General features: G+C 71.3%; 15 protein-coding genes. 8 read left to right on the plus strand and 7 right to left on the minus strand.

Translation table 11 applies throughout. The annotated features are described in order from the left end of the window. Positions 1 to 386 precede the first annotated feature (386 nt). The 7 genes from rpsB (at position 387) to ABZ805_RS14740 (ending at position 6,557) form a co-directional block, all read left to right on the plus strand. Positions 387 to 1,214, plus strand: a complete 828-nt coding sequence (rpsB, locus tag ABZ805_RS14710) for a 30S ribosomal protein S2 (protein WP_358439572.1) — start codon at positions 387 to 389, stop codon at positions 1,212 to 1,214. Positions 1,215 to 1,421: 207 nt separating this feature from the next. Further along, positions 1,422 to 2,237 (plus strand): translation elongation factor Ts, encoded by an 816-nt coding sequence (gene tsf, locus ABZ805_RS14715; protein WP_358439575.1) that lies wholly within the window; start codon positions 1,422 to 1,424, stop codon positions 2,235 to 2,237. A 190-nt stretch (positions 2,238 to 2,427) separates the two neighbouring features. After that, positions 2,428 to 3,177, plus strand: coding sequence for a UMP kinase (gene pyrH, locus ABZ805_RS14720; RefSeq protein ID WP_358439578.1), 750 nt, complete (start codon positions 2,428 to 2,430; stop codon positions 3,175 to 3,177). Positions 3,178 to 3,274: 97 nt separating this feature from the next. Continuing rightward, complete coding sequence (frr, locus tag ABZ805_RS14725; protein ID WP_358439581.1) at positions 3,275 to 3,832, plus strand: ribosome recycling factor; 558 nt, start codon at positions 3,275 to 3,277, stop codon at positions 3,830 to 3,832. Between the two features lie 182 nt (positions 3,833 to 4,014). Further along, the gene (locus ABZ805_RS14730; protein ID WP_358439584.1) at positions 4,015 to 4,860 is read left to right on the plus strand and encodes a phosphatidate cytidylyltransferase; all 846 of its coding nucleotides are present in this window, start codon (positions 4,015 to 4,017) and stop codon (positions 4,858 to 4,860) included. A 30-nt stretch (positions 4,861 to 4,890) separates the two neighbouring features. Beyond that, positions 4,891 to 5,634 carry a class I SAM-dependent methyltransferase gene (locus ABZ805_RS14735; RefSeq protein WP_358439586.1) on the plus strand — a complete coding sequence of 248 codons (744 nt, stop codon included), beginning with the start codon at positions 4,891 to 4,893 and terminating at the stop codon, positions 5,632 to 5,634. A 443-nt stretch (positions 5,635 to 6,077) separates the two neighbouring features. Further along, positions 6,078 to 6,557: a hypothetical protein gene (locus tag ABZ805_RS14740; RefSeq protein ID WP_358439589.1), complete on the plus strand. Its 480-nt coding sequence runs from the start codon at positions 6,078 to 6,080 to the stop codon at positions 6,555 to 6,557. Positions 6,558 to 6,560: 3 nt separating this feature from the next. Here ABZ805_RS14740 and ABZ805_RS14745 read toward each other — a convergent pair whose 3' ends face one another. Genes ABZ805_RS14745 through ABZ805_RS14760 form a run of 4 tightly spaced genes read right to left on the minus strand, consistent with a single transcriptional unit; the run spans position 6,561 to position 9,832 of the window. After that, positions 6,561 to 7,241, minus strand: a complete 681-nt coding sequence (locus ABZ805_RS14745; RefSeq protein WP_358439592.1) for a metal-dependent transcriptional regulator — start codon at positions 7,239 to 7,241, stop codon at positions 6,561 to 6,563. A 43-nt stretch (positions 7,242 to 7,284) separates the two neighbouring features. Next, the gene (locus ABZ805_RS14750) at positions 7,285 to 8,163 is read right to left on the minus strand and encodes a metal ABC transporter permease (RefSeq protein WP_358439594.1); all 879 of its coding nucleotides are present in this window, start codon (positions 8,161 to 8,163) and stop codon (positions 7,285 to 7,287) included. Further along, on the minus strand, positions 8,160 to 8,882 hold the full coding sequence (locus tag ABZ805_RS14755; protein ID WP_358439596.1) for a metal ABC transporter ATP-binding protein: 723 nt from the start codon (positions 8,880 to 8,882) through the stop codon (positions 8,160 to 8,162). Before ABZ805_RS14755 ends, ABZ805_RS14750 begins: the two co-directional genes overlap by 4 nt. Beyond that, positions 8,879 to 9,832 (minus strand): metal ABC transporter substrate-binding protein, encoded by a 954-nt coding sequence (locus tag ABZ805_RS14760; protein WP_358439599.1) that lies wholly within the window; start codon positions 9,830 to 9,832, stop codon positions 8,879 to 8,881. The genes ABZ805_RS14755 and ABZ805_RS14760 overlap by 4 nt, the downstream gene beginning before the upstream one ends. Positions 9,833 to 9,944: 112 nt before the next feature. Here ABZ805_RS14760 and rlmN point away from each other — a divergent pair, with 112 nt between their 5' ends. After that, positions 9,945 to 11,054, plus strand: coding sequence for a 23S rRNA (adenine(2503)-C(2))-methyltransferase RlmN (gene rlmN, locus ABZ805_RS14765; protein ID WP_358439602.1), 1,110 nt, complete (start codon positions 9,945 to 9,947; stop codon positions 11,052 to 11,054). Between the two features lie 423 nt (positions 11,055 to 11,477). Here rlmN and ABZ805_RS14770 read toward each other — a convergent pair whose 3' ends face one another. The 3 genes from ABZ805_RS14770 to ABZ805_RS14780 form a co-directional block, all read right to left on the minus strand. Continuing rightward, positions 11,478 to 11,966 (minus strand): carbonic anhydrase, encoded by a 489-nt coding sequence (locus tag ABZ805_RS14770; protein ID WP_358439605.1) that lies wholly within the window; start codon positions 11,964 to 11,966, stop codon positions 11,478 to 11,480. 206 nt (positions 11,967 to 12,172) lie between these two features. Beyond that, positions 12,173 to 13,228, minus strand: a complete 1,056-nt coding sequence (locus ABZ805_RS14775) for a hypothetical protein (protein ID WP_358439607.1) — start codon at positions 13,226 to 13,228, stop codon at positions 12,173 to 12,175. A gap of 158 nt (positions 13,229 to 13,386) precedes the next feature. Beyond that, a complete protein-coding gene (locus ABZ805_RS14780) occupies positions 13,387 to 13,671 on the minus strand; it encodes a DUF2631 domain-containing protein (protein WP_358439610.1) in 285 nt (94 codons plus the stop codon). Positions 13,672 to 13,711: the final 40 nt, after the last annotated feature.

Here is a 13,711-nt window from a genome sequence, read left to right on the forward strand (position 1 = left end):
GACCTGTGGACAACTCGTGACCGCGCCCGGAGGGGCTTTGCCGGTCGAGTACACTGTGACCGCGGTTTCGTGTGCGCACGGATCCGACTTCGCGTGTCCGCGCGTCGCCACCGGGATCCCGATCGGGTCGGAGCACGACCGGCTCGGGAACCGACAACTCCAGCTCCCGCGACGCTCGACGGCGTCGACCTCCCGGCACGACCGGGAACGGGGAGCGGGTTCGCCGGTCCGGTGCGGCAGCGGTGCCCTCGAGGTCCCGGCCGTCGAGGCCAGGGTGAGGGCATCGAACACGGGCACCAGGGCGGCAGGCCACCCGGCTCGCCGCGAGAACCGAAACCCGCGCACCGCTCGGCGGTGCGCCCGACACAAGAGGTGCGAACAAGGCCATGGCCGTCGTCACCATGAAGCAGCTGCTCGACAGCGGCGTGCACTTCGGGCACCAGACCCGGCGCTGGAACCCGAAGATGAAGCGCTACATCTTCACCGAGCGCAACGGCATCTACATCATCGACCTGCAGCAGACGCTGTCGTACATCGACGCGGCGTACGACTTCGTCAAGCAGACGGTCGCGCACGGCGGGACGATCCTGTTCGTCGGCACCAAGAAGCAGGCGCAGGAAGCGATCGCGGAGCAGTCGCTGCGCGTCGGCATGCCCTACGTGAACCAGCGCTGGCTGGGCGGCATGCTCACGAACTTCCAGACGGTGCACCGCCGTCTCCAGCGGCTCAAGGAGCTGGAGGCGATGGAGCAGACCGGCGGCTTCGAGGGGCGCACCAAGAAGGAAATCTTGATGCTGACCCGCGAGAAGGACAAGCTGGAGAAGACCCTCGGCGGCATCCGCGACATGTCCAAGATCCCCAGCGCCGTCTGGATCGTGGACACGAAGAAGGAGCACATCGCCGTCGGTGAGGCTCGCAAGCTGAACATCCCGGTCGTCGCGATCCTGGACACCAACTGCGACCCGGACGAGGTCGACTACCCGATCCCGGGCAACGACGACGCGATCCGCTCCGCCGCGCTGCTGACCCGCGTGGTCGCCGACGGTGTCGCCGCCGGCCTGATGGCCCGCAGCGGCCGCGGCAACGGCGCTGCCGAGGGCGAGGAGAAGCCCCAGCCGACCGGCGAGGAGCCGCTGCCCGAGTGGGAGCAGCAGCTGCTCACCACCGGCTCCGACGAGGGTGCGGCGAAGGCCGACGAGCCCGCCCAGTCCTGATCTCGACCGTGCCGGTCACCCTCGCGGTGACCGGCACGATCATCGGGCCACCCGGCCGCACCGCGAGCCGGGGCCCTGCGGCGGCGGGCGTCGAGCACGACCCGCCGCCCATTCGCGTCGCGAGCGGCCGCGGACGCACGTGCTGCCTCCGCTGCCGCCGCTGATCTTCCGCTGTGCACACATTCCGAAAAAGGACGGACCCGCACGATGGCGAACTACACTGCGGCCGACGTCAAGCGTCTCCGTGACCTGACCGGCGCCGGCATGATGGACTGCAAGAAGGCCCTCACCGAGACCGACGGGGACTTCGACAAGGCCGTGGAGGTCCTGCGCATCAAGGGTGCCAAGGACATCGGCAAGCGCGCCGAGCGCTCCGCCGCCGAGGGCCTCGTCGCCGCCGCGGGCGGTGCGATGATCGAGCTGAACAGCGAGACGGACTTCGTCGCCAAGAACGACGAGTTCATCGCGCTGGCCGACAAGGTCGTCGAGGCCGCGAAGGCCGCGAACTCCTCCGACCTGGAGACGGTCAAGGCCGCCCCGCTGGGCGACAAGACCATCGGTGAGGCCGTGCAGGAGCTCGCCGTCAAGATCGGCGAGAAGCTGGAGCTGCGCCGCGTCGTCGTCTTCGACGGCCAGGTGACCACCTACCTGCACCGCCGCGCCGCGGACCTCCCGCCGGCCGTGGGCGTGCTGGTCGAGTACACCGGCTCCGACGAGGACGCCGCGCGCAACGCCGCGATGCAGGTGGCGGCCCTGAAGGCCACCTACCTCAGCCGCGACGACGTCCCGGCGGACGTGGTGGCCAACGAGCGCCGCATCGCCGAGGAGACCGCGCGCGCGGAGAACAAGCCGGAGCAGGCCCTCCCGAAGATCATCGAGGGTCGCCTGAACGGCTTCTTCAAGGAGAACGTGCTGCTCGACCAGCCGTCGGTGCAGGACAACAAGAAGACCGTCAAGGCCCTGCTGGACGAGGCAGGCGTGACCCTGACCCGCTTCGCGCGGTTCGAGGTCGGCCAGGCCTGATCCCTCCCGGCGCGGCGGTCCTCCGATCGCCGCGCCGGTTCCGCGTCGCCGCCACCGGACGATCCCGGTGGCGGGGTTCGCGACCCGCACGCCCCGCCTCCGCCCAGTGGGAGGGCGGGGCGTTCGCGCAGCGCAGCACAGGTGGTGCTGCACGATCACCGTGGAACAACGGCCCTCCGGGAGGAACCCAGTGACCGACGACGTCGCGTCGGAAGACGGCTACGGGCGTGTGCTGCTCAAGCTGGGCGGTGAGATGTTCGGCGGTGGCGCCGTCGGCGTCGATCCGGACGTGGTGGGAACGGTGGCCCGGCAGATCGCCGAGGTCGTCGCGAGCGGGGTCGAGGTCGCCGTGGTCATCGGCGGCGGGAACTTCTTCCGCGGCGCCGAGCTGCAGCAGCGCGGCATGGAGCGCGCCCGCGGCGACTACATGAGCATGCTGGGCACGGTGATGAACTGCTTGGCGCTGCAGGATTTCCTGGAGCGCGAGCACGACATCGACACCCGGGTGATGACGGCGATCGAGATGGGCCAGGTCGCCGAGCCGTACATCCCGCGCCGCGCGAGCAGGCACATGGAGAAGGGCCGCGTGGTCATCTTCGGTGCGGGCACCGGGATGCCGTACTTCTCCACCGACACCGCCGCCGCCCAGCGCGCGCTGGAGATCGGTTGCGAGGTCGTGCTGATGGCGAAGGCCGTGGACGGCGTCTACACCGCGGACCCGAAGACGGACCCGACCGCGGTGCGCTTCGACTCGGTCAGCCACCGCGAGGTGCTGGAACGCGGCCTGAAGGTCGCCGACGCGACCGCGTTCAGCCTCTGCATGGACAACGCCATGCCGATCTTGGTGTTCAACCTCCTGCAGGAGGGGAACATCGCCCGCGCGGTGCGCGGTGAGAAGATCGGAACCCTGGTCAGCACCCCTGCCGCAGCGTCGCAGTGACGCTGCTGAGATCCTGATCCGGTCCGCTGGCGGCGCTTCACCGCGTCGCGCGGCGCGCACTGCACGTACATTCGGCCGCCACACCTAAGGAGCAACCGTGATCGACGAGGCCCTCCTCGACGGCGAGGAGAAGATGGAGAAGGCGGTGCAGGTGGCCAAGGACGACCTGGCCACGGTTCGCACCGGCCGAGCCAATCCGGCGATGTTCTCCGGCATCGTCGTCGACTACTACGGTTCGCCGACCCCGCTGAACCAGCTGGCCAGCGTCAGCGTGCCGGAGGCCCGGCTGGTCGTCATCAAGCCGTACGACGCCAGCCAGCTCGCGGCGATGGAGAAGGCCATCCGGGACTCCGACCTGGGCGTGAACCCGTCGAACGACGGTCAGCTGATCCGGATCGCGATCCCGCAGATGACCGAGGAGCGCCGCAAGGAGATGGCCAAGCTCGCCAAGCACAAGGGCGAGGAAGGCAAGATCACGATCCGCGGCATCCGGCGCAAGGTCAAGGAAGGCATCGACCGCGCGGTCAAGGACGGCGACGCGGGCGAGGACGAGGGCACTCGCGGTGAGAAGGAGCTGGACAACCTCACCCACCGCTTCACGGCCCAGATCGACGAGCTCGTCAAGCACAAGGAAGCAGAGCTCCTCGAAGTTTGAGAGGCTGTCTTGCAACTGTGGTTCGCGGCTGCCGGGCCGCTTTCGCCGGCGGCGCCCGTGTGGGCGTCTGGTCGTTTCCGCTCGTGTCCGCCCGGGGTCAGGCCGTCGGCCGCCCGGGTGCCGGGTGTGCTGGACCCGGGCGACCTTCGGTGACGACCAGCCAGCGCGAAGGTGAGTCCGGGATGTCCGCTTCCGCACCGGACCAGCCGTCGCGCCCGTCCCGGGCGGGTCGTGATCTGCGCGCGGCGATCGGGGTCGGCGTGGTGCTCGGCGCCGCCGTGATCCTGTCGCTGCTGATGCTGCGGCACCTGTTCATCGGCATCGTCGCGGTGGCGGCCGCGGTGTCCACGGTGGAACTGGCCGGGGCGCTGCGGCGCGGCGCGGACATCCGGGTGAGCATGCTGCCGGTGCTGATCGGCGGGCAGCTGATGATCTGGCTGTCCTGGCCGTTCGGCCTGCGCGGGGTGCTGGTGGCGTTCACGATCACGACGCTGGGCTGCCTGGCGTGGCGGTTCCGGCTCGGCGTGGACGGATATCTGCGCGATGTGACGGCGTCGGTGTTCACCGCCGCGTACGTCCCGCTGTTCGCTTCGTTCGCGGCGATGCTGGTGGGGCCGGAGGACGGCGCGTTCCGCGCGCTGTGCTTCATGATCGGTGTGGTGGCGTCGGACACCGGTGGTTACGCGTTCGGGGTGCTGCTGGGCAAGCATCCGATGGCGCCGTCGATCAGCCCGAAGAAGTCCTGGGAGGGCTTCGGCGGGTCGATGGTGACGGGGACCGTGGCGGGCGTGCTGTCGGTGGTGCTGCTGCTGGGCGGCGAGTGGTGGCAGGGCGCGCTGTTCGGGGCCGCGCTGGTGTGCAGCGCGACGCTGGGCGACCTGATGGAGTCGGTCATCAAGCGGGACCTCGGGATCAAGGACATGGGTAACCTGCTGCCCGGGCACGGTGGCCTGATGGACCGGATGGATTCGCTGCTGCCGTCCGCGGTGGTGGCGTGGATGATGCTGTTCTGGTTGCTCCCGCAATGATCGGGGTCGTGCGGTGACGGGATCCGCCCGGTGATCGGATCGGGCGATCCGCCCCGCATCACGCCGAGTCCGAACATCTGGCACTGGCCGGACGTCTACGAGCGGGAGAACCGGGCGCAGGACGTATCCGGTGCGCTGTGGGCGGCGTTGCGCGCGGGCTGCGACTGGTCCGGCGGCGACGTGGTGGACGTGGGCTGCGGCGACGGGTTCCACCTGGGGGTCTTCGCGGAGTCGGCGCGGTCGGTGGTGGGCGTGGAGCCGCACCCGCCGCTGGTGGAGCGGGCGCGGCAGCGGGTGGCCGGGCTGCCGGGGGTGCGGGTGCACGAGGCGCCCGCGCAGCGGTTGCCGCTGCCGGACGCCTGCGCGGACCTGGTGCACGCGCGCACGGCGTACTTCTTCGGTCCGGGCTGCGAGCCGGGGCTGGTGGAGGCGGAGCGGGTGCTGCGGCCGGGCGGCACGCTCGCGATCGTCGACCTGGACGGGGCGTGCCCGCCGTACGGCGACTGGATGCGCGCTGATTCGCCGCGGTTCGACCCGGTGGCGGTGGAGCGGTTCTTCCAGTTGCACGGCTTCCGCAGCGAATCGGTGCGCGCGGTGTGGCGGTTCGCGGATCGGGCCGAGCTGGCGGCGGTGCTGGGGATCGAGTTCTCGCCGAAGGTGGCGCGCCGCGCGTTGCGGCAGATCTCGGGATGCGAGTTCGAAGTGGGTTATCGGATGCGCATTCGCACTCGTCCGGTAGGGCTGGTCCGGGGTTTCCGAACTTCGGGCGAGTAGTGCGCGATTCGTGGTGCTCGAGCATTTCATCCGAATACCGATCGTTTCTCGCGAGTTCGGAAAACTCCTGGTAGAAGCGTGTTTTTGGTGATCGACGCGCGGTTACCGACACGTAAAGTAGCGATGTCTCCCGAATGGCTGGCAAGACCAACCGACCGGACGATCAAGACGACTGGCGTACTCGATCGCGGTCACCGCCGAGTGTCCGGATCGTAGTTCGGCGGCCCCCGAATGACGCCTTGTTCGGAGACCTCCGCCGTGATCGACTTGTGGTGGTGACGGAGTGTGGTGCCCGCCGGGGCGATGCGGCGACGACGCCACCGCGGCACGCGGCGTGGCGATCGGAAGCCGATCGCGGTGCGGAACACCGGCCCGCTGCGAACCCCGAGACGGCAGGCGACCGACCCGATCCCGCCGCGAACACGTGCAACAGGAGCGACCAGATGGCCATTCACGCGGGTGGTCCGGTCACCGCGGGGTTGAGCCAGGTCGCGCGGATGGACCGGCGGGAACGAGCCAGGCTGGTCCGCGAGCTGTCCCGGCAGCACCCCACCTTCCGGACGCTGTGGCGGCGGCTGATGCTGGCCAGGGCGGTCGCGTTCACCTCGGTGCTGGCCTTGGCGGTCGCGGTGGTGCTGCTGGTGCAGGACGAGGTGCCCGCCCGGTTCGTGTCCGCGCTAGTGCTGGGCGGGTTGGGGGGCTTCGCCTACGTCGCGATCGTGCTCACCGACCACCGCTTCGACCTGCTGCTCGCGGTGCTCGGCGCGCACCGCACCGACGAGTTGCACGACCGGCTGCTCGCCGACGAGCTCTACGGGGCGAGCGGCGCCGAGGACGAGGCGCCGGGAGTCGAGGAACCGGAAGTCGGGGAGCAGGAAGCCGAGGAGCCGCAGCACCCCGGGCAGGACCGCCGCGCCTCCTGAGCCTCAGCTGCGGATGGACAGGGTGCCGGCGATCTCGGTGCCGAGGAAGTGGGTCTCGGCCTCCGCGGCCTCCCCGACGCGCACCACGAGCGGTCCGCCGAACGGTTTGCGTTCCACCACCTCGATGCGCGCGCCGAGGGTCATCCCGTGGTCGGTGAGGTAGCGCAGCAGCTCCGAGTCCGTGTCCCAGACCCGCGCGATGGTGCCGATGGTGCCCGGTTCGACCTGGTCGAGCAGCCGGGTGGTGGGCTTCTCGACGACGCCGTCCGCGGTGGGGATGGGGTCGCCGTGCGGGTCGTGGGTGGGGTGGCCGAGCTTCGCGGCGATGTGCTCGATGAGCTCGTCGGAGACGGCGTGTTCGAGCGCGTCGGCCTCCGGGTGCACCTCGTCCCAGGTGTAGTCGAGGACCTCCACCAGGAACAGCTCCAGCAGCCGGTGCCTGCGCAGCACGTCGTAGGCGAGCCGGCGGCCGTCGGCGGTGAGCTCGACGCTGCGGTAGCGGATGTGCGTGACCAGCCCCAGCTGGGCCAGCTTCGTGATCATCCCGGACACCGAGGAGGGGCTGAGCCCCAGCCGCTGCGTCAGCGTCGCGTTGGTCACGGCCACCCCGCGCTCGGTGAGCCCGTAGATCGCCCGGACGTAGTCCTCCACGGACGCCGAGGGGCGTTCGGCCATGCTCGTCATGGCACCCACGATAGGAGACCGGGCGGTGCCACGAGTGGGTGGACTATCCGGCGGTGGCCGCTTCCGCGCGCCGCGCGTGCCGCCGCCGCAGCTCCCGCAGCAGGCCCTGTCCGGGGGCGAACAGGTAGGTGAGCAGGAACAGTGCGGCCTGGCAGCACACGATCATCCCGCCGGTCGAGGTGTCCAGGTGGAAGCTCAGGTAGGTGCCCGCGACGCCGCTGCCGACCGACAGCGCGGCGGCCACGGCGAGCATCCGGTGGAAGCGCCGGGTGAGCAGGAACGCGGTCGCCCCCGGCGTGATCAGCATCGCGGTCACCAGGATGACGCCGACGGCCTGCAGCGCGACGACCACGGTCAGCGCCAGCATCGTCAGCAGCAGCGCGCCGATCCGCTGCGGCCGCAGCCCGATGGCGTGCGCGTGGGTGGGGTCGAACGCGTACAGCGTGAGGTCGCGCCGCTTCAGCATCGCCACCGCCAGCGTGATCGCGCTGATCACCAGCACCTGCGCGATGTCGCCGTCGGTGACGCCGAGGACGTTGCCGAACAGGATGTGGTTGAGGTCGACCTGGCTGGGGATGCGCGAGATCAGCACCACGCCCAGCGCGAACAGCCCGGTGAACACCACGCCGATCGCGGTGTCGCCCTTGAGCTTCGTGGTGCCGCGCACCGCGCCGATCATGGCCACCGACAGGCCGCCGAACAGGAACGCGCCGACGGAGAACGGCAGCCCGAACACGTAGGCCAGCACCACGCCGGGCAGCACGGCGTGCGAGACGGCGTCGCCGAGCAGCGACCAGCCGATCAGCGTCACCCAGCAGGACAGCACCGCGCACACCAGCGCCGCCACCACGCTGACCAGCAGCGCGCGCCGCATGAAGCCGAACTGGAGGGGTTCGAGCAGCCAGATCGCGAGGTCGTTCATCGGATTCCTCCCGGCACGCCGAAGGTGCGGGCGAGCACTTCGGGGGCGAGCACGTCGTCGACGGGGCCTTGTGCGAGGACCCGCTGGTGCAGCAGCACGGCCTCGTCGCACAGGGCCGGGGCGCCCGCGAGGTCGTGCGTGGAGATCATGATGGTGCGGCCCTCGTCGCGCAGTCCCCGCAGCAGCGCGGCGATCATCGCCTCGGATCCCTTGTCGACCCCGGCGAACGGTTCGTCGAGCAGCAGCAGCTCGGCGCCCTGGGCGATGCCGCGGGCGACGAACGCGCGCTTGCGCTGACCGCCGGAGAGCGCGCCGATGGGGTTGCGCGCGAGGTCGGTGAGCCCGACCCGGTCCAGCGCGTCGGCGACCGCGGCCCGGTCGGCGGGCCGGGCGCGGCGGGTGATCCCCATCCGCCCGTAGCGGCCCATCAGCACCACGTCGGCGACGGTGACGGGGAACGTGGCGTCGATCGCCTCGGACTGCGGCACGTAGGCGACGAGCCCGTCGCGGCGGGCGCGCTTCGGGTCGCGGCCGAGCAGCCGGATCTCGCCGCGGTCCGGTCGCACCAGGCCCATCAGCGCCTTGAACAGGGTGGATTTGCCCGAGCCGTTGACCCCGAGCAGCCCGCAGACCTGGCCGGAGGCGATGTCCACGGTCACGTCGTCGAGGGCGAGCGTGTCGCGGTAGGAGACGGTGACGTGACTGGCCCGCACGCTCATCGGGCACCTCCGGAGAGTCCGGCGACGATGGTCTCGGCGTCGTGCCGCAGCAGGTCCAGGTAGGTGGGCACGGGTCCGCCGGGCTCGGACAGCGAGTCGACGTAGAGGGTGCCGCCGAGCCGCGCCCCGGTCTCCTCGGCGACCTGGCGCTGCGCCTTGTCGTTCACGGTGGATTCGCAGAACACGGCGGGCACGCGCCGCTGCTGCACGAAGCGGGTGGTGTTCTTGATCTGCTGCGGGGTGCCTTCGGATTCGCTGTTGACCGGCCACAGGTACGCCTCCTGGAGCCCGGCGTCCCTGGTCAGGTAGGAGAAGGCGCCTTCGCAGGTGACCAGCGCCCGCTGCTGCGGGGGGATGCGGTCGAGCTCGGTGCGCAGGTAGTGGTCGATCTCGTCGAGCCGCCGGGTGTAGGCGTCGGCGTTGGCGCGGAACTCGGCGGCGTGCGCGGGGTCGATCCGGGTGAGCGCGTCGCGGATGTTCGCCACGTAGATCTCGGCGTTGCGCGGGGACATCCAGGCGTGCGGATTGGCGGCGCCGCGGGTGCCGCCCGCTTCGACGGGGATCGGGTCGACGCCGGTGCTGAGCGTCACGTGCGGGGCTTCGCTGCGTTCCACGAACTGGGCGAACCAGCTCTCCAGGCCGAGCCCGTTGTCGAGCACCAGGTCGGACTTCGCCGCGGTGAGCAGGTCGCTGGGGGTGGGTTCGTAGCCGTGCACCTCGGCGCCCGGTTTGGTGATCGAGTCGACGGTGATCCGGTCGCCCGCGACGGCCCTGGTCATGTCGGCGAGCACGGTGAAGGTGGTGACCACCGAGGGCTTGCCGTCGTCGGCCCGTCCGAGCCCGGCGCCGCACCCGGCGACGAGCGGCAGCGCCGCGGCCACCGCGGCGAGACCCGCCGCGGCCCGCCTGCCGCGGAAAGTTCGCCGCGCTGGAGAGTGAAATTTCGGCACGCCGAAACATTAACCGATGGGGTGGGGTCGAACCAGGGCCGCGGGTCCTCGGCGTGCCGACCCGGACGTGCCGACGAGGTCGGCTCCGGGCCGTGGGACACTGGTGGGCGCTATGTCGACTTCACTTCCGCTGGTCTTCGACGCGCCCAAGCGCGGTCTGCCCCCTCGTCACCTCGCCGACCTGTCGGTGGAGGAGCGCCGCGCCGCGGTGGGCGAGCTCGGGGAGAAGCCGTTCCGCGCGAAGCAGCTCGCGCACCACTACTTCGGCAGGCTCAACGCCGACGTGGAGTCGATGACCGACATCCCCGCCGCGAGCCGGGCCAAGCTCGGCGCGGACCTGCTGCCCACCCTGCTCACGCAGGTGCGGACGCTGGACACCGACGAGGGCACCACCCGCAAGACGCTGTGGCGGGCGCACGACGGCACGCTCATCGAGAGCGTCCTGATGCGCTACACCGACCGCGCCACCGTCTGCATCTCCAGCCAGGCGGGCTGCGGCATGGCCTGCCCGTTCTGCGCGACCGGGCAGGGCGGGTTGCAGCGGAACCTGTCCACGGCGGAGATCGTGGACCAGGTGCGCACCGCGGCCGCGATGCTGCGCGACGGCGAGGTGCCCGGCGGGCCGGGTCGGCTGTCCAACGTGGTGTTCATGGGCATGGGCGAACCGCTGGCGAACTACAAGCGCGTGATCTCCGCGGTGCGCCGCATCTGCGACCCCGCGCCGGAGGGCCTCGGCCTGTCGCAGCGCTCGGTGACGGTCTCCACCGTGGGCCTGGTGCCCGCGATCAAGCGGATGACCGAGGAGCAGCTGCACGTCACGCTGGCGGTGTCGCTGCACACCCCGGACGACGAACTGCGGGACACGCTGGTGCCGGTGAACAACCGGTGGAACGTCGCCGAGGTGCTGGAGGCCGCGCGCGGCTACGCCGACCACACCGGCCGCCGGGTGTCGATCGAGTACGCCCTCATCCGGGACATCAACGACCAGCCGTGGCGCGCGGACCTGCTGGGCAAGCTGCTGCACAAGCACCTCGGGCAGTTCGCGCACGTGAACCTGATCCCGCTGAACCCGACGCCGGGCAGCAAGTGGGACGCCTCGCCGAAGCCGGTGCAGCGCGAGTTCGTGCAGCGCGTCCGCGACGCGGGCGTGCCGTGCACCGTCCGCGACACCCGCGGCCAGGAGATCGCGGCGGCCTGCGGGCAGCTCGCCGCCGAGGCCTGACCGCCGAGCCGGGCTCACCCCGGCCGCCTGAGCCCGGATCAGCTCGCCCGGAGATCGTCGCCACGCCGCTTCATCAAGTCGGATGATCCGGATCGGCAGGTTCCCGGAGCGCCGCACCGCCGATCCGGTTGCATCCGCACGCATCGCCCGGTGCCGGGCGCTCCTCGTTGACCTGCGCGAACGGTGCGGTGCGGGCCGGTGCTGCGGTTCCGGCGCCGCTGCGGCGCGGCCCGCGCAAGGGATGTCCATCGACCGTGTGGGGCCTCTGGAAATACGCGCTGCGCGGAGATCATGCTGGCCGTGGTCCCGGCGACGCCGGACCACCAGGTCCGATGTCGAGACCCCCCGACCGGCATCGGGTCGTCGCCGGCCGGACAGCGCTCCTTCCCCTCGCACCGCGCTGTCCGGTCGGCCCCGGGCGGGTCAGCTCACCTCGTCGAGCTTCCCGGTGGCGACGTCGAAGACGAACCCGCGCACCGAGCTCTTCCGCGGGATGAACGGGTCGTCGAGGATCCGCCGCAGCGATCGCCGGACGTCCGCGGCGACGTCGTCGAACGCCTCGGCCGTCCAGCCCGGTTCGACCCCCGTCTCCTGCCGCAGGGTGGCGGCGAACTCCTCGTCGGTGAACGTGAGCATTCCGCAGTCGGTGTGGTGGACGAGGACGATCTCCTCGGTGCCGAGCAGGCGCTGGCTGATCGCGAGCGACCGGATCTCGTCCGCGGTGATCACCCCGCCCGCGTTGCGGATCACGTGCGCCTCGCCTTCGCGCAGCCCGAGCGCGCGGTAGACGTCCAGCCGGGCGTCCATGCACGCCACCACGGCGACGTGCTTCGACGGCGGCAGCGGGAGCGGGCCGGCGAAGCCCGCCGCGTAGACCTCGTTGTTGCGGAGCAGTTCATCGGTGACCGACATGATCGGTGACCTCCTCGTCGTGCTGGCCGGTGGGCGTGCCGAGCGGGAGCGGCCGCGCAGGGGTTGCGCGGCCCGTCGACACGCCTGGTCGAACAGCGATCCACGCCGAGCCGGCCAGAACGGGGTGAGCACCGCACCGGTCATCCGCCCACTCCATGCGCGACGCGCGGTGCGCGCAAGGGCGCGCCACGTGGTGGGACGCCGCGTCACCCGAGTGGCGGACCGGTGGTGCTCAGCGCCGCCGCGTCCGGGGGCCAGGAGAGGCACTCGCCGATCGCACGGCCGATGCCCGCGCGCGGCTCGGCGGAACCGGGAACGGTCACCGCGCCCTCGCGCACGGCCTCCCGCAAGGTCAGCAGCACGCACAGCTCGTAGCCGGTCCGGTCCACCCGGCCGTGCCGGTCCACCACGCCGACCAGCCAGCCCGCGGGCACCACGCCGCGCACCGGTACGTCGACCCCGGACGGCAGGTAGCGGCCCTCGCCCCACACCCGGGTGGGGCCTTCGAGCAGTTCCCCCAAGGCCGCCAGCAGCGGCCAGCGGCGCCGGTCGCTGCTGCGGAAGTCCAGCACGTGCAGCAGCGCGGCCAGCAGTTCCCGGTGGTCGGAGGTGTAGGTGACGTGCAGGGCGGCCCGGGCGGCCCTGCACCGGACCGGCTCCGCGGGGCGGTGCAGCAGCGCGTTCACGTGGTCCGCGGGAGGGGACCAGGATCCCCAGCGCCCGTCGAACTCCGCTTCCGCCGCCCGCAGCCGCGCCCCGGCGCGCGCCCGCAGCTCGTCGATCAGCGCGAGCAGCACGGTCAGCAGTTCCCTGGTCAGCTCGCCCTGCCGGTGCCAGCACAACGCGGCCAGCAGCGGCAACCGGGCGCTCGCCGCTTCGATGGGCAGGCCGTTCAGCGCCCGGTGCCGCCAGCAGTCGACGGTCTCCGGCGGGACGTCGGCGAACACGTCCGGCGGCAGCCGCAGCTCCCGCAGCCGGTCGAGGCGTTCCACCTCGTGCAGCACCTCGGGCAGCCGTTCCGGCGCACGGGCCCCGGCCACCTCGTCGAGGAAGGCCTCGGGCAATCGGAGGGAGCGGACGGCGCTGCGCTCGTCCAGCTCCAGGCAGAGCGCGTGCGCGTCGATCCGCGCAGGATCGGCCAGGAACTCGTGCGGTATCCGGTCGCGGCCCCGAGCACCCAGCAATCCGGCGAGCTCATCGCCCGCCGCCCCCAGCCGTGCCAGGACCCACCGGTGCAATTGCGGCTCCGGGTAGTGGCCCACGCAGCGAAACGTAGACCTCCCGTGGCAAACCCGATCGGGCGACCTCGACTCAGGTGCTGATCATCGTCGCAGGTCGGCTCGGGGACCGCTCCGCCGAGCGGGTGCACGCTGCCACTCGAACGTCCCAACCGGGGCAAGGCCCCGGGTGACGCACCGCCTCAGCGGCGGAAGCCCTTGCGGCGGCGGCGCAGGTCGGCCAGCAGGCCGATCGCGACGATCACGGCGATGCCGATCAGCCAGATGTCCTCGGTCTTGAAGGCGTGCCCGCCGCTGAGGATGCCCTGGTGGTTGCCCACCAGCATGATCAGCATGGCGAAGACGGTGAACCAGCCGGCGGCCTGCGTGGCCTTGGGGAATCCGCCGTGCCAGCCCCACTCGACCGACGGCTCGTCTGCCGGGTCGATGGCCTGACTGGGCTTGGTCTCCAGTTCCGTGCTCGCCACGTACCCTCCTGCGCCACAACCGGCCACCGGGGCGGTTGAA

The organism is Saccharopolyspora sp. NPDC047091, from assembly GCF_040643635.1.
Lineage (GTDB): Bacteria > Actinomycetota > Actinomycetes > Mycobacteriales > Pseudonocardiaceae > Saccharopolyspora_C.